Origin of the sequence: Acetobacter syzygii, assembly GCF_000964225.1 — a bacterium.
Taxonomy (GTDB): domain Bacteria; phylum Pseudomonadota; class Alphaproteobacteria; order Acetobacterales; family Acetobacteraceae; genus Acetobacter; species Acetobacter syzygii.
In genome coordinates, this window is record NZ_BAMZ01000009.1 from 53,622 (window position 1) to 68,763 (window position 15,142).

Genomic DNA, 15,142 nt, shown 5'->3' on the forward strand with positions numbered 1-15,142 from the left:
AACGGCCTGTTCACGCGCCCTCCTGCACCGCTGTGCTCACAAAGCCGCTCTGGCCCACCACATCCGCACAACGCAGGCACAGACCCGGATACGCGGGGTTAGACCCGGTTTCGGGCAGGACCTTCCAGCAGCGGGCGCATTTTTCACCCTCTGCCACGCGGACCACAGGCGCACCATGCAGGTCGCCTCCTTCATCCCCGTCCACATAAATGGAGGAGGATGTGGGGTCGATCACGACCTCCACGTGGGAGACAATGGCCAGTTCGCCCCAGTTTACACCCGCGAACAAAGCCGCTTCCTCTTCCGACAGGGTCAGTTCCACCTGCGCTTGCAACGAGGAACCAATAGTGCCAGCACGGCGCGCGCCTTCGATTTCGGTTGTAATAATCCGGCGCACGGAACGGATACGCGTCCAGCGTTCTTCCAGTGCAGGGTCACTCCATTCCACCGGCAGATCGGGAAAGGACTGCTCGTGCACACTGGCCTCTTCGCCAAATCGGGCTGTCCATGCTTCTTCCGCCGTAAAAACCAGCACCGGAGCCAGCCATGTGGTCAGGCAACGGTGTAGCACATCCAACACCGTACGCACGGCACGGCGCGTAAGGCTGGATGGCGCATCGCAGTACAGTGCATCCTTACGGATATCAAAGTAGAAAGCAGACAGATCGGTGGTGCAGAACCCATGCAGGGCGGGGTACACCCCAACCCATTCATGGGTTTCTACTGCACGGGTCACCAGCCCACCCAGTTCCGTCAGCCGGTGCAGAACCCAGCGCTCAAGTTCGGGCAACTGGTCGTAGGGTACGACTTCCGCATCGGTAAAACCATCCAGCCCACCCAGCAGCCAACGCAGCGTATTCCGCAGGCGGCGATACAGTTCACCCTGCTGCTTGAGAATTTCCTTACCAATTCGCAGGTCATCATTGGTATCGGAATTCATCACCCACAGGCGCAGCACGTCTGCCCCCATGCTGTCGTTAACATCCTGCGGCGCAATAACATTGCCCAAGGACTTGGACATTTTGCGCCCCTGTTCGTCCAGCACAAAGCCATTGGTTACCAATGCCTTGTAGGGCGAGACTCCCCGTGTGCCCACGCTCTCCAGCAAAGAGGACTGGAACCACCCACGGTGCTGGTCCGACCCTTCCAGATACAGGTCAGCGGGGAAGTTCAGTCCCGGACGCCCCAGCACAAAGGCATGGGTCGAGCCACTTTCGAACCAGACGTCCACAATATCGAACACCTGTTCGTACTCGTCAGGTTTGTACGCATCCCCCAGAAAGCGCGCAGGTTCCGATGTGTACCAGGCATCCGCCCCTTCGGAGCGGAATGCGTCAACCACACGCTGCATAACTGCGGGGTCACGCAGGACCTCGCCTGTGCGTTTTTCCACAAACACGGCAATGGGCACGCCCCATGCACGCTGGCGGCTGATGCACCAGTCCGGCCGGGTGCGAATCATGGACGTCAGGCGGTTGCGGGCCTGAGCAGGCACAAAGGTCACATTTTCCAACGCTTTAAGCGCATTCTCACGCAGGGCGTTCTCACCATCCATCCGGATGAACCACTGCGGGGTCGCACGGTAGATAACCGGAGCACGCGACCGCCATGAATGAGGGTAGGAATGCACAATCTGCCCCCGACCGACCAGCCCGGCCGGTGCCGTGCCAGCAGCATTGGCACGCTCCATAACGCTTGTTAGCGTGGCACAGACCACATCCGCCGCTTTGAACACATGCACCCCGGCAAAACCCGGAACCCACGGGGCATATGTACCATCATCCTGCACGGTTTCGGGCACATCCACGCCATTGGCGCGGCAGAGCATGAAGTCATCCTCACCATGGGCGGGAGCCTGATGCACAAGGCCGGTCCCGGCATCCGTGGTTACAAAGTCCCCCGCCAGCATGGGCACATCAAAATCATACCCGGCACCACGCAGAGGGTGGGCACACACGGCACCTGCCAGTGCACTACCGGGGAGGGTGTACAGCACATGGTGCGCGTTTACATGCGCCTGGTCGCAAAAGGACTCGACGAGTGCTTCAGCCACCAGCACACGGGCACCGGGTTCCAGCATGGCGCCTTCGGCTGTTTCATCCACCCGCAGGACCACGTAGGTGATCTCCGGCCCGTAAGCCAGCGCCCGGTTGCCCGGAATGGTCCACGGTGTGGTGGTCCAGATTACAACGGACACATCGGCCAGAGCATGAGCTGGTGTGGGGTCCTTGACGACCGGGAACGCGACCAGAATGGTGGTGGAGGTGTGGTCGTGGTATTCGATTTCAGCTTCAGCCAGAGCGGTTTTTTCAACCGGGCTCCACATCACCGGGCGCAAACCACGGTACAGCTTGCCATTGAGCAGGAAGCGGCCAATTTCCTCCACAATCGTTGCTTCGGAGGAAAAATCCATCGTAGCGTAGCGGTTCTGCCATTCGGCCTGCACCCCCAGCCGCTGGAATTCCTGCATCTGAATATTCAGCCAGTTCGCAGCGTAGCTCCGGCATTCCGCCCGGAATTCCAACACGGGAACGGAATCCTTGTCCCGCTTGGCTTTGCGGTAACCTTCTTCCACTTTCCATTCAATGGGCAGACCGTGGCAGTCCCAGCCCGGTACGTAACGCACCGCATAACCTGCCATGCGGTGGGCGCGGTTAATAACGTCCTTGTTGATCTTGTTCAGCGCATGACCAATGTGCAGGTTCCCGTTTGCGTAGGGCGGACCATCATGCAGTGTAAAAACCGGGCGGCCCTCGGCCTGCTGCTTCAACCGTTCATCCAGACCGCCTGCACGCCATTTTTCAAGCCATTTGGGTTCCTGCTGGGGCAGGTTGCCACGCATGGGAAAAGTGGTCCGTGGCAGAAACACCGTATTACGATACTGGTCGGCCAGGGTGGTCTTGTCGGGTTCGCTGCTCGATGAGGTCATGGGAGGCTGAGGTCACTCTGGTTCGGGTTCATGGCATGGGCTTTGGGCACCATGCCACCTTGGTCGTTACTGTCTTATCAAAAAGGAAAAGCTCAGGGTCAAGCACCAAACCGGGCAGCACTGTTCAACCCGGCCCTGCCCATGCCCTTCTGCTCAGCTCCGGGGGGCACCTGCGTCCAGAACCTTCCGGGCCTGCGCTGCATCCTGCTCAATCTGGTTTTTTAGCGCATCCAGTCCGGCAAAACGCTTTTCCTCGCGCAGCAGACTATGCAATGCGACCGAGAGTTCCTGCCCATACAGGTCCCCCTCAAAGTCAAACAGATGCGCTTCCAGCCGGCTTTCCTGCCCATCATTAATGGTTGGACGGCGGCCTATGTTGGCAACCCCCCGGTGTGTCTGCCCATCTGGCAATCTGACCGTAACCGCATACACACCCCGTGCAGGCTCCAGATGTCGCCCAAGCGGAATATTGGCGGTGGGAAAGCCCAACAACCTGCCGCGCTTGTCGCCATGCTGCACTGTCCCGCGGATGCACCATTTGCGGCCCAGTTCCTCCGCAGCCTCCTCGGGGTAACCATCCTGCAGCAAGCGCCGAATGCGTGAGGAGGAAAAAGGCCCTCCGGCATCTGCCAGAGCCTGCACGGCAGTAAAGCCCATACCCAGCTCGTGCGTACGTTCCGCCAGAAATGCCACATTGCCGCCCCGTCTGTGCCCAAAGGCAAAATCCGGGCCACATCCCACATGGCGCAGATGGAGCGCACCATGCAGAACATCCTCCACAAACTGTTCGGCGGTCAGTTCGGAAAAAGCCTTGTCAAACCCGATCTGAAAAACATGGCGGACCCCTACGGCCCGCAATGCCTCCAGCCGTTCGGCGGAAAGCGTAAGCCGGAATGGCGGGTCCTGCGGCCGGAACAGCTCGCGCGGATGTGGCTCAAACGTAACCACTGCGGGCGGCAGGTCAGGCCGGGCCGCAAAAACCGAGCGCAGCAAATGAGCATGACCGAGGTGCACACCATCAAAATTACCCAGTGCGGCGGCACAGCCATGTGCCTCTGCGGGGATGTCCCGCCAGTTGGTGTGCAGGCAGATTGTCACGACCCTTTATGCTCCTTCGGGCAGACCGAACAGATGGGCTGCCTCGGGCAGGCTGGCCGCAACACGGTAATCCGCATCCGCTACGGTTCCATCCTGCGGGCGGGCAATCTGGCAAACCTGCAACCCGGCCTGCGCGGCCGCAGCCAGTTCCGCCACAACATCGGACAAAAACAGCACGTCCGCCGGGTTCCAGCCTGCCTTACCCACAATGGCGCTATAACTTGCGGCCTCGCGCTTACCACCCATTTTAAGGTCAAAAAACGCACTGAACAAAGGCGTGACATCCCCTTGCTCCGTGTAGCCATAAATCAGTTTTTGCGCAGCTTCCGAACCAGAGGAATAGACTGCCAGCGTTATGCCCGCAGCCTTCCATGCCCGTAGCACAGGCACAACATCGGCATACAGGTCTGCCACCAGCTCGCCCTGACGGTACCCCTGCTCCCAGCATAGCCCCTGAAGGCTTTTAAGCGGGGCAACCTTGGCATCCGCATCCATCCAGCGTTCAAGCTGTTCGGCTACCGGCACACCGGGCGCAAGCTGCGCGGTTTCCGCCAGAGCCTGCCTGACAACCGGATTATCAGACTGCTGGACCAGCAAGGCTGGCAGATGGGTGCGTGCGTAAGGGAAAAGGACTTTGTGTACAAAAGCCACAGGCAGGGTGGTGCCCTCAATATCCAGCAGCACCACGCGTGGCGTGTTTGAGCCCGTATTCTGCATCATGGTCCAATCTGTTCAGCTGGAAAAGGAAGGGAACTGGCGGGCAATATCCGTACCCGTATAACGGGCAACCCAGCCTTCCTTGTGGGTAAAAATGCGCAGGGTCACCATATCGGGCTGCGGGCCCGCATCAAACCAGTGTTTATACCCTTCTGGCACAGAGATCAGATCGCCCTGTGTGCATTCCACATCGTACACCCGGTCATCGATGTGCATGATAAAATGGCCCCCACCATGCACAAAAAACCGCACCTCATCCTCGCTGTGCGTATGCTCGGACAAAAATTTGCTCCGCAGGGCCTCCTTGTTGGGAGTCTGGGCATTAACGCGCAGTACATCCGCCGAGCCTGCCCCTGTTTCCCCCATCAGCTTATCCAGCCAAGGGCGGTAAGTCGCCAGAACCGTAGCCTCGTCCGCATCTTTGGGGGGAGGTGCCACTGCATCCCACCGTTCAAACCGAATGCCAAACGGGGCAAGGGCTGCGGCAATTTTTTCCCCGTCCTGCGTCTGCAACAACGGCACGCCGGGGCGGTTGTCCTCAAACACACTCAGGCTACTCATTGGCCCAGATTCCTTCTTTCCAGCACACAGGCCAGCAGGAACTCCAACCCTTCCAGACGGGCGAGTGCTGCACGCATGTCCCTGCCCCACACATACACCCCATGACCGCGGATAATGTAGCCTGCTGGCATGTTGGCAAAAAACGGCTCAACCTCACGCGCCAGACGGGCAATATCCTGATCATTGGCAAACAGCGGCACCTGCACGCAGGCCTCATGCGTGGACTGACCCTCAAACACCTTCTGGACCTCATAGCCCTCCAGCGTCAGGGCGTTGGCAGGCTCGGTCATGGAAAGAACGGTAGAAGCAACAGAATGCCCATGCAGCACGGCCCCCACATTGGGCAGCAGACGGTAAACCTGACAATGCAGCAGGGTTTCCGCACTTGGCTTGTTCTGTGGTTGGTGGGGCTGCCCCGCCAGATCAACGGTTATAACGTCCTCCACACTCAGGAAGCCCTTGTGGCAACCTGAACGTGTAATGGCGATGCGCCCGTCCGGCAGCCTGCAACTGATATTGCCCGCCGTGGCCGGAACCCAGCCACGCGCATCCATCCGCTGGCCAGCGGACACAATATCCTGCGCGCCGCGGACAAAATCCGTGGTGGCGTTATCTGTCATGGCGCTTATGGCCTTCCTGGGCGTGGGTTAGTGCTGGACCGTCTTGTCCGCAGGAGCGGCCGTACGGTCGGCTGCTGGTGCGGGGGGCGGTGCAATGTGACCAGCGCCCGTCCGGGGGGCGTTATCGTCCATCGGCTCATCGTCGGCCATGTGCTTTTTGAAGGATTTAATGCCTTTGGCCATATCCCCCATGATGGTGCTGATTTTGCCGCCACCGCCAAACAACACCAGCACGACCACCAGAACAATAAGCCAGTGCCAGATGCTCAAGCTGCCCATTACACTCTTTCCTTCAAACCTTAACGGCGCGCATGTGCGGCCAGTCTGCTTGCCTTATTCGCTTTTTACATGAGGGCGAACAGGCCGCGATGCAAGTTTTTCCTTTTTAACCTGACAAACGCGCTGTTCAGCTATTTCCCGGCGTATAGGGTTCTATAAAGCCGTAGGTCGGATAAACGGTCTTGCCAAACGCATGGACCGGGGACCACCACACCCGCACCCGCGTCCAGTCATTTCTTGGAGAGACATCCTGCACGGGGGCATGGCGGGTTACTTCCCCCGGCTCCCAGTTTGCATGATCGACCAGAACCAGACGGCTACTGCGCACCTCCCGCACAACCGAAACATGGCCCGATGGCAACCGGCGTGTGGCACGGAATACCAGCACATCGCCCTCTCTGGGGCGGGGGCTGCGCGCATATTGCCCTTTTGCCTGCCACCACCATGATGCTGCATCCCCACGCAGGTTGATGTCGGAATGGTCCCGGGCATAGGGCGCGCACTGCACGGCCCCACGCCAGCTACCATGGCCACCCCCCGCACAGGCTGCCAGAAGCAAAGGCAAGGCAAGGCAGACCCACCGCCCGATCACGACTCGGCCCTTAAACGATCCATCCAGTCCTCTGCCTCATCGGCTTCCATCTCCAGCGCCCGCTGGGCAACATCACGCGCAAAGCCTGCGCGGGCCAACACACCAAGGGCACGGTTCTGCCGGGCCAGTGCAGCGGCATCCTCCTCCTCACACTCCGGGGCGGAGGAAAGGGCAAATGGCCCAAGCCTGCGCTTGCGGGCCAGCACCAGAGCTGCGCACAGTTCCCGCTCCGTGGAGCCAAGCGTTCCCACGGCGGTTTCCAGTGCCTCATCGCGCAATTCCGGGGCCACGCCTTTGGCCGCCAGATGCGCCTGCACCGCACGCCCGGAGCGCCCGGAGCGAACAAGCCGCCGCACGCGGGAACGGGCAAAAACAGCATCATCCACCGCACCAAGGCGCACCATATCGTCCACAACCTCAGCCACTACAGACTGCAAGGCCGCCACCTGTTCGGCCACAAGGTCCGGGCAGTCCCCCGCACGTATGGCTTTTTGTGCCCAGCGGGCCAGCCGGCGCTGCAGAACCTGCTCCAGCCCCTGCCGGGTGGTGCCAAACCGTGCCAGATGCGCCAGTGCGGCCTCCCGCAGGGCCGCGCGCTGCGGAGGAGGAGTGGACTGGGGTAAGGACGCTGTATTTTCCATCGGTGCCAGTATTATGCGCAATGTTGCGCTGGCGTGCCACCTCTTCCCTCACCCCCGGCGCAACTATGCGCATAATTGGTATGCAAAATTGTCAATCCAGAAGTTTGACACCCGCAACATGAACACGGCATTATACAAAAAGCGCAACGGGCCGCCCGCTCCACCCATTTACGGTAGCGGGCGTTTTTTGTTTTGCGCTGTTCCAGACTCCCTCATTCAGGTTTGATAACCACCAACATAAAGACCGGATTCCATGATTCCTCCCCTGATGCCGACCTATAAGCGTGCCGACCTCGCCTTTGAGCGGGGCGAAGGCTCTTGGCTGTACGCATCGGATGGACGACGATTTCTGGATTTTGCGGCAGGCATTGCCACCTGCTCCATTGGTCACGCGCACCCGCATCTGGTCGAAACCATAAGCCAGCAGGCTGCACGGGTTATGCATGTCTCCAACCTGTTCCGCATTCCGCAGGCGGAACAGTTGGCTGAACGGCTTGTGGCCAACAGTTTTGCGGAGAGCGTTTTTTTCTGCAACTCTGGTGCGGAAGCCAACGAAGGCATGGTCAAGATGGCCCGTCGTGCCCAGATGATGGCAGGCCACCCCGAACGGACCGAAATCATCTGCATGGATGGTGCGTTCCACGGGCGCACGCTGGCCATGCTCTCCGCCACAGGCAACCCCAAGTATCTGGAAGGGTTTGGCACGCCGGTTACGGACTTTGTGCATGTTCCCTTTAACGATATTGAAGCCGTCAAGGCAGCCATAACCCCCCGCACGGCGGCTGTTATGCTCGAACCCATTCAGGGCGAAAGCGGCATTAAGTGCGCAAGCGTTGAATACCTGCGTGCCTTGCGCGCTCTTTGTGACCAGACCGGCGTGCTGCTGGCACTGGACGAAGTGCAGAGCGGTGTTGGCCGCACAGGTCGCCTATTTGCCCACCAGTGGGCTGGCATTACACCTGATGTGATGAGCACCGCCAAAGGGCTTGGAGGGGGCTTCCCCATCGGGGCCATTCTGGCAACCGAGACTGTAGCCAGAGCCATGACGGCAGGTACTCACGGCACTACCTTTGGTGGCAACCCACTGGCCTGTGCTGCGGCCAATGCCGTGCTGGACGTCCTCCTTGCTCCCGGTTTTCTGGATCAGGTTTGTGCCCGTGCCGCCCTGCTGGACGAACTGCTTGACAGTCTGGTGGCAGATGCCCCCGATATTTTTGAACAGCGCCGCGGCCTTGGCCTGCTGATCGGCCTGCGCTGCGTACCTGCTGTTGCAGAGGTACAGGCCGCCGCGCAGGAAGCCGGGCTGCTCTGCGTAACTGCGGGCGATAACGTACTGCGCCTTGTGCCGCCCCTGACCGTAACGGAAGAAGACTGCCGCAAGGCCGTAGCCATGCTGGTACAAGCCGTAACCAGCCTTAAAACCACGAACAAAAATAAATCAGTGCTGGAGGCAACCCCATGAGCGCCGCTCTTTCCACCTCTTCCATAACGCCGGTGCAAACGGGGCTACGCCATTTTCTGGACATCAAGGATCTGGATGCGGCAACCCTGCGCCAGATCCTTGATGTTGCCAGCAGCATGAAGCGGATGCAGCAGAACCGCCGTTTTCCGTTGCACCCACGCCAGCCACTGGCCGGGCGACAGCTTGGGCTTATCCTGTCCAAACCCTCCACGCGCACGCGGGTTTCCTTTGAGGTGGGGATGCGCCAGCTTGGGGGGGATGCCGTTGTGCTCAGCCCACAGGACATGCAGATCGGCCGGGGGGAAACACTGGCCGATACAGCGCGCGTGCTCTCCCGCTTTGTAGATGCAATTGTACTGCGGACGGGGAACACCACAAACCTGCATGAACTGGCACGCTGGAGCACCAGCCCGGTTATTAACGGACTGACCCCCAGCTCTCACCCCGTACAGATTTTGGCCGATATCATGACGTTCGAAGAACATCGTGGTCCCGTCCGTGGCCGCACGTTTGCATGGACGGGGGACGGCAACAATGTACTGGTCTCCCTGATTGAAGGGGCCGTACGCTTTGGCTTCAGGCTCCGTGCGGCAACCCCTCTCCAGATGCAGCCCCCGCAGGACGTTCTGGACTGGGCAAAGCGTGAAGGCGGTGATGTGGAGTGGATGGAAGACCCCCGCGCCGCTGTGAACAATGCGGACTGCATTGTAACAGATACATGGGTCAGCATGTCCGACTCGCACGAAGAGGCTGCCTCGCGCATGACGCGGCTGGAACCCTACCGCGTGGATACAAAATTGATGGCCCTTGCAGCCCCGGATGCCCTGTTCATGCACTGCCTGCCTGCCCATATTGGTGAGGAAGTGACACAGGACGTGTTTGAAGGCCCACACTCCGTTGTGTTTGACGAGGCCGAAAACCGCCTGCACGCCCAAAAGGGCATTCTGGCATGGACAATGGGAGGCTCCAACTGGACCTCCTTTGGCAAGGAATGAACCAATGAGTGATGCGGAAAGACCCGTTATGCCTACCTCCACGGAAGATACGCCCTCTGTTCCCGGCTGGGTTGAACCTGCACTGGACAAAATTCTGGCGACCCTTCCTTTCGGGGCGGACAAGCTGGCTCCTTTCCGCGCCTCTTATCTGGACTGCCTGGCAGGGTGTGGCCGTGCAGGCGATCTGGATATGGAGCATGATGCCTGCCGCAAGGGGATGTTGCGTGCCCTGACCGACTCACTAGGTCTCTCCCAGACTGCTGCCCGCACGCTGGAGCAGCAGCTTGAAAAACTTGAACTGGATATTTCCGCTCAGGTCTGACCGTACCCCATAGCCCAGTGCTGAAACACCACAGGCTTTGGCGTACCATCACTCCCCCCGTCCACATGGCTCAGGGGGTGACCTTTATTTTGTTATTGGCAGGATAGAACGTTTTTATGGAAAAACCGGCTTTTCTCGACCGTGATCGCCCCGATGTTCCCGGTCTGGTGGTTCCGGGCGGTGTAACGCCCTTCTATCTGGCAGGGCGTCCGGTGCGTGGGCGGCTGATCCGCCTTGGCATTCTGGCCGATGCCATGCTGACCCGCCATGACAATCCGGCACAGGTTACCGCTCTTGCGGGCAAGGCTCTGGCTCTTGTTGCAGCTCTGGCCTCCGCTCTTAAATTTCAGGGATCATTCTCGCTCCAGATCAAAGGAGACGGCCCTGTTTCCATGCTGGTTGCGGACTGTACGCACGATGGCGCACTCCGCTTTTATGCCCGCACGGATGAGGATGCCCTGAACACCCTGCTGGCCCGGAACCCCACCCCCACGGACAAGGAACTGATGGGGAACGGCTATCTGGCCCTTACGGTTGACCAGGGGCCGGATATGGAGCGCCATCAGGGTATTGTTGAAATCGCCGGGGATGATCTGGCCGCCATGGCCACACATTACTTTGCCACCAGCGAACAACATGCCTGCTGGATTATGCTGGCCTGCACAATGACCGATGCCGGCTGGCGCTCTGGGGCTCTGGTTCTCGAACGCATTGCCGGGGAGGGCGGCACGCTCGATACCTCCCCAACTGCGCCAGACGGAACCACACAGGCAGACGATAACTGGGAAACAGCCACCATTCTGGCAAATACCCTGACCGTGGGCGAACTGCTGGATGATACCCTGCCAGCACCACAGTTGCTGCACCGCCTGTTCCACGAGGAAGACCTGCATGTCAGCCAGTCACGGGCACTGGCTTTTGGCTGCCGTTGCTCCCGTGCCCGTCTGGTGGATGTGCTCCAGCGCTTCCCCGAAGATGATCTGGACCATATGTGCGTCAACAATGACACCATCGTCATGACCTGCGAATTCTGTAACAAGGATTTTCATTTTCCCCGCAAGGATATTGCGTCCGCCACGAGCTAGGGGGAACTTTACCCCCGGCGCACTGTTGACGGTGCACCCACCCCGGAGCAGATTAAACGGGGTGGATATGGCCCCTGCCACGGGGCATTGCGTTTAATAATTTGAGTTGGCTGCAAAGAGGTTGTGCCATGATGCTGTTGCCCCGTATGCGTCTTTCCCATCTGGTTGCAGCCTTTGTTCTGCCTGCCGCGCTGGCCGGGTGCGCAGGGGAAAAACCACAAACCCATTTTGCTCCCCTGACCTATGATTATCTGGGCCAGATCCACCTGAACGTGGCAACACTGGACGTGGTGGACAATTCGGTCACCAACCCCGAACCGGGTGACATTGGGTACAAATCCCCCTCCCCACCAGACCATACCTTACGGCAGATGGCCGCCGACCGACTGATTGCCACAGGCAACACAGCCGCCGCAGCCACGGCACATTTTGTTATTGATAAGGCGTTTATTCTCCACCAGCCCGGCGGCACTCTGGATGGGCAGATGAATGTGCATCTGGACATTCTCAACCCCGAAGGCCAGCGCGTTGCCTCGGCATCCGCACAGGCAACACAGACCCTTCACCCCGACCCATCGCAGGATGTGGAAAGCGCTGCCAATCTGTACGAAATTACAAAAGACATGATGCAGACCATCAATGTCGAATTTGAGTACCAGATCCGCCACTCCCTGAACAAATGGCTGGTCGATGCCGGTGGCACACCCATGAACAACGCCATACAGACCCAGTCCCTGACGGGTGCGGCCGAGGCTCCTCCTCTGGCGGGTGCCACATCAGATAATACGACCAGCCTGACGGAAACCCCTGCCAGCACAACAGCCGCCGCAACCGGCACGGCCACAACAACGGGCAGCACGGCACCAACCCCTGCGCAAGCAACGGGTACGGCAAGCACCACGGCTTCCACGGCCGCAGCAACACCTGCGCAGGAGAGTGAACCCAACGCCATTTTCCCTGCGGGAACGGATGATGGCACTGCACAAACTGCCCCCAAAAAGACACTCTCCCCCAAGGCTGGTTTTCTCAAACTCCCATCCACAGCCAAAACACAGTAATTCCAGCACCTCCGCAGCGGGCTGCCACACACGCGCATAACCGCACACGTTATGCGCGTGACGGTCAGACATTGCAGCCAGCCCCCCAGACCGCCATAAGAGGGGCATGACAACCCAGCCCCTTTTGCCCAACCTGGACCAGATCGCAAACGGCCTGCCGGTCAAGGAAATTCTGCCAGAGCTTTGCGCCCTGCTGGCCAAAGACCCAACGCAAGACCACCCTGCCAGCGCCATTGTGGTCGCCCCACCGGGGGCGGGTAAAACAACATCCATCCCACCTGTACTGGCCGCCTGCACATGGCGGGGCGAGCGTGGGCGCATCATCATGCTTGAACCGCGCAGGCTTGCTGCGCGGGCCGCTGCCCAGCGCATTGCCACCCTTATTGGGGAGGATGTGGGGGGATTTGTGGGGTTTCGCACCCGCATAGAAAGTGCCGTATCCGCCCGCACACGGATTGAAGTGCTGACCGAAGGACTATTTTTACGCCGCCTGCTGGGAGACCCCATGCTGGAGGACGTTGCCTGTGTTATTCTGGACGAAGTGCATGAACGCTCGCTGGAAGCCGATCTGGCTCTGGCTTTCTGCCTTGATCTCCAGCGGACCCTGCGTCCAGATTTACGCCTTGTCGCCATGTCCGCCACAGCCGAAACCCAACGGCTGGCAAGTCTGATGAATGCTCCGGTCCTAACCAGCGAAGGCCGCATGTTCGGGCTGGATATACACCATGCCAAAAAAGACATTGCGACTTTGCGGGATATTGCCCCTGCGACTGCCACAGGCATACGGCAGGCATTGGCCGACACAACTGGCGATATTCTGGCTTTTTTACCCGGCACGGGGGAAATACGCCGCACAGCCCAGTTGCTGGAAGGGGTTAACGCCACCGTCCTTCCATTGCATGGGGAACTGCACCCTGCCGAGCAGGCCCGTGTTCTGCGCCCCGCAACAGAGGGAGAGCGCCGGGTTATTCTGGCAACATCCATTGCAGAAACATCGCTCACTGTGCCGGGCGTGCGCGTTGTAGTCGATTGCGGCTACCGCCGTGCGCCACGGTTTGATGCCGGTGCTGGCCTTTCACGCCTGGAAACCCTGCGTATTTCCAAGGCAGCAGCCCGCCAGCGTGCTGGCCGTGCAGGGCGCGAAGCACCAGGAACAGCCTACTGCTTATGGAGCGCCCATACCCAGCGCGCTATGCCCCAACATGACCGCCCAGAAATTTTGGAAGCCGATCTGGCGGACTATGTGCTGGCAACAGCCCTATGGGCCGACACAGTTGGCACCACAGACCCGCTCCCCCTACCGGACCAGCCACCGGGCAGTGCTGTTGCCGCCGCACGGGAACTGCTGGAACAGCTAGGAGCGCTGGATCAGGCGGGGCAAATTACTACACTAGGAAAAAGCATGGCCCAACTGGGCACGCATCCACGTCTGGCCGCCATGCTCCTTGCGGCCCGTACGGCAGAAGAAGCCGCAATGGCGGCGGACATGGCGGCACTTCTGGAAGAACGAGACCCCCTGCGCCCCCGGCAAACAGCACAAGGCAGACCACCAACAACCCCTCCGGCGGATATTGGTCTGAGGCTGGACCTGATTGCAGGAGATGACCACCCCGATGCAGACCGGGCAGCACTCAGCCGCATAAGGCTGGCGGCAAAGCGCTTCCGCTCCCGCCTGAAAATACCCCAGTCCCTGCCTGCCAAAGGGAACCCTGCCGCTCTGCTGGCTGCTGGTTTTCCAGACCGTATTGCGCTGTGCCGGGGGGAACCCGGCAGCTACAGGCTGGCTAATGGCAGCAATGCGCGCCTCAAACGCGATGATGCGCTCAACCACCACCGTCTGTTGGCTGTAGCCGGGCTGCACCTGCGCACAGCCGCGGAAATCCGTCTGGCGGCGCCACTGGACCCTAACGACCTGCCGCCCCCCCTGCTCGCCCGCACCCATGAACAGGTGGAAACCACGCTCGACCCCGTATCGGGCAATATTATGGCCCGCAGACGTACACGGATTGGCTGCCTTGTACTCAAGGACAGGACCGAAAAGGTCAAACCGGAAGAGGCTGAATCGCTCCTGTTACTCCATGCACGCAACAACATGGAAACAGCATTGGACTGGACCGATGCCGTCAAACAGTTACAGGCCCGTGTAGCGCTCGCCAAGGATATGAACGCGCTCCCTGAAGGACATGCGTGCACGGAAGACAACGCGCAAGTCTGGCCCGATTTTTCCTCCCCCGCGCTGGCAGACTGTGTGGAAGAATGGCTGGCCCCTTACATGGGTGGCTGCACCTCCATTACAGCCTTGAAAAGTCTGGACATCCACACCCTCTTGCGTAACCGTTTGACCTACGCGCAATGCCAGTGGCTGGACCGGGAACTCCCCAACCACCTCCCCTTCCCCGGTGGACGGGCGGAGGTAGATTATACGCAACCCGTTCCCGTGGCTTCGGCACGTGCGCAGGTGTTTTTTGGCACAGACCAGACACCCCTGCTGGCTGGTGGACGGGTCCCCCTCCGTCTGGCCCTGCTCTCCCCCGCTGGGCGACCACAGGCGATTACGGCGGACCTTGGCGGTTTCTGGCAAGGAGGGTGGGCCGATATGCGCAGGGATATGCGCGGACGTTACCCACGCCATGACTGGCCGGAAAACCCGGCCCTTGCCCCTGCCAGACCCCGGCAACGCCCGACATAAATGCCATTGAACTGTTAAAAAAACTCCAAATCCCGCCTTAGCTGTCCAACATGGTTGCACAAGGCCGCCAAACATGGCCTAAAGTTTATATGTT

14 protein-coding genes are annotated in these 15,142 nt (G+C 59.9%); 6 read left to right on the forward strand and 8 right to left on the reverse strand.

The genetic code is table 11. The features are described from left to right. Positions 1-10: 10 nt before the first annotated feature. From ileS to Absy_RS04105, 8 genes are all read right to left on the reverse strand, one after another. Positions 11-2,929 (reverse strand): isoleucine--tRNA ligase, encoded by a 2,919-nt coding sequence (ileS, locus tag Absy_RS04070; protein ID WP_048853461.1) that lies wholly within the window; start codon positions 2,927-2,929, stop codon positions 11-13. 153 nt (positions 2,930-3,082) lie between these two features. Then, a complete protein-coding gene (locus Absy_RS04075; protein ID WP_048853462.1) occupies positions 3,083-4,027 on the reverse strand; it encodes a bifunctional riboflavin kinase/FAD synthetase in 945 nt (314 codons plus the stop codon). A gap of 6 nt (positions 4,028-4,033) precedes the next feature. Continuing rightward, on the reverse strand, positions 4,034-4,744 hold the full coding sequence (gene mtnC / locus Absy_RS04080; protein ID WP_084596895.1) for an acireductone synthase: 711 nt from the start codon (positions 4,742-4,744) through the stop codon (positions 4,034-4,036). Positions 4,745-4,759: 15 nt separating this feature from the next. Beyond that, a complete protein-coding gene (locus Absy_RS04085; protein WP_048853464.1) occupies positions 4,760-5,305 on the reverse strand; it encodes a 1,2-dihydroxy-3-keto-5-methylthiopentene dioxygenase in 546 nt (181 codons plus the stop codon). After that, positions 5,302-5,925 (reverse strand): methylthioribulose 1-phosphate dehydratase, encoded by a 624-nt coding sequence (locus Absy_RS04090; protein WP_048853465.1) that lies wholly within the window; start codon positions 5,923-5,925, stop codon positions 5,302-5,304. Before Absy_RS04090 ends, Absy_RS04085 begins: the two co-directional genes overlap by 4 nt. A 27-nt stretch (positions 5,926-5,952) precedes the next feature. Continuing rightward, positions 5,953-6,204, reverse strand: coding sequence for a twin-arginine translocase TatA/TatE family subunit (locus Absy_RS04095; RefSeq protein ID WP_048853466.1), 252 nt, complete (start codon positions 6,202-6,204; stop codon positions 5,953-5,955). A 127-nt stretch (positions 6,205-6,331) separates the two neighbouring features. Further along, positions 6,332-6,793: a CHAP domain-containing protein gene (locus Absy_RS04100; protein ID WP_048853582.1), complete on the reverse strand. Its 462-nt coding sequence runs from the start codon at positions 6,791-6,793 to the stop codon at positions 6,332-6,334. Then, positions 6,793-7,437 (reverse strand): RecX family transcriptional regulator, encoded by a 645-nt coding sequence (locus Absy_RS04105; RefSeq protein ID WP_048853467.1) that lies wholly within the window; start codon positions 7,435-7,437, stop codon positions 6,793-6,795. Before Absy_RS04105 ends, Absy_RS04100 begins: the two co-directional genes overlap by 1 nt. 253 nt (positions 7,438-7,690) lie before the next feature. Between Absy_RS04105 and Absy_RS04110 the strand changes: the two genes are divergently transcribed. The 6 genes from Absy_RS04110 to hrpB all read left to right on the forward strand — a co-directional run bounded on the left by Absy_RS04110 (position 7,691) and on the right by hrpB (position 15,048). Then, the gene (locus Absy_RS04110; RefSeq protein WP_048853469.1) at positions 7,691-8,899 is read left to right on the forward strand and encodes an aspartate aminotransferase family protein; all 1,209 of its coding nucleotides are present in this window, start codon (positions 7,691-7,693) and stop codon (positions 8,897-8,899) included. Next, positions 8,896-9,894 carry an ornithine carbamoyltransferase gene (gene argF / locus Absy_RS04115; RefSeq protein WP_048853470.1) on the forward strand — a complete coding sequence of 333 codons (999 nt, stop codon included), beginning with the start codon at positions 8,896-8,898 and terminating at the stop codon, positions 9,892-9,894. Before Absy_RS04110 ends, argF begins: the two co-directional genes overlap by 4 nt. 4 nt (positions 9,895-9,898) lie before the next feature. After that, complete coding sequence (locus tag Absy_RS04120; RefSeq protein WP_048853471.1) at positions 9,899-10,216, forward strand: hypothetical protein; 318 nt, start codon at positions 9,899-9,901, stop codon at positions 10,214-10,216. 116 nt (positions 10,217-10,332) lie between these two features. Continuing rightward, positions 10,333-11,301: an Hsp33 family molecular chaperone HslO gene (gene hslO, locus Absy_RS04125; protein ID WP_048853472.1), complete on the forward strand. Its 969-nt coding sequence runs from the start codon at positions 10,333-10,335 to the stop codon at positions 11,299-11,301. A 128-nt stretch (positions 11,302-11,429) separates the two neighbouring features. Beyond that, the gene (locus Absy_RS04130; protein ID WP_048853473.1) at positions 11,430-12,359 is read left to right on the forward strand and encodes a hypothetical protein; all 930 of its coding nucleotides are present in this window, start codon (positions 11,430-11,432) and stop codon (positions 12,357-12,359) included. A 106-nt stretch (positions 12,360-12,465) separates the two neighbouring features. Next, entirely contained in the window at positions 12,466-15,048 is a 2,583-nt protein-coding gene (gene hrpB, locus Absy_RS04135) for an ATP-dependent helicase HrpB (RefSeq protein WP_048853474.1), read from the forward strand. Positions 15,049-15,142: the final 94 nt, after the last annotated feature.

Coding starts and splice junctions, on each gene's coding strand:
- ileS (WP_048853461.1), bottom strand. CDS start 2,929: ATGACCTCATCGAGCAGCGAACCCGACAAGACCACCCTGGCCGACCAG.
- mtnC (WP_084596895.1), bottom strand. CDS start 4,744: ATGCAGAATACGGGCTCAAACACGCCACGCGTGGTGCTGCTGGATATT.
- Absy_RS04085 (WP_048853464.1), bottom strand. CDS start 5,305: ATGAGTAGCCTGAGTGTGTTTGAGGACAACCGCCCCGGCGTGCCGTTG.
- Absy_RS04090 (WP_048853465.1), bottom strand. CDS start 5,925: ATGACAGATAACGCCACCACGGATTTTGTCCGCGGCGCGCAGGATATT.
- Absy_RS04095 (WP_048853466.1), bottom strand. CDS start 6,204: ATGGGCAGCTTGAGCATCTGGCACTGGCTTATTGTTCTGGTGGTCGTG.
- Absy_RS04105 (WP_048853467.1), bottom strand. CDS start 7,437: ATGGAAAATACAGCGTCCTTACCCCAGTCCACTCCTCCTCCGCAGCGC.
- Absy_RS04110 (WP_048853469.1), top strand. CDS start 7,691: ATGATTCCTCCCCTGATGCCGACCTATAAGCGTGCCGACCTCGCCTTT.
- argF (WP_048853470.1), top strand. CDS start 8,896: ATGAGCGCCGCTCTTTCCACCTCTTCCATAACGCCGGTGCAAACGGGG.
- Absy_RS04120 (WP_048853471.1), top strand. CDS start 9,899: ATGAGTGATGCGGAAAGACCCGTTATGCCTACCTCCACGGAAGATACG.
- hslO (WP_048853472.1), top strand. CDS start 10,333: ATGGAAAAACCGGCTTTTCTCGACCGTGATCGCCCCGATGTTCCCGGT.
- Absy_RS04130 (WP_048853473.1), top strand. CDS start 11,430: ATGATGCTGTTGCCCCGTATGCGTCTTTCCCATCTGGTTGCAGCCTTT.
- hrpB (WP_048853474.1), top strand. CDS start 12,466: ATGACAACCCAGCCCCTTTTGCCCAACCTGGACCAGATCGCAAACGGC.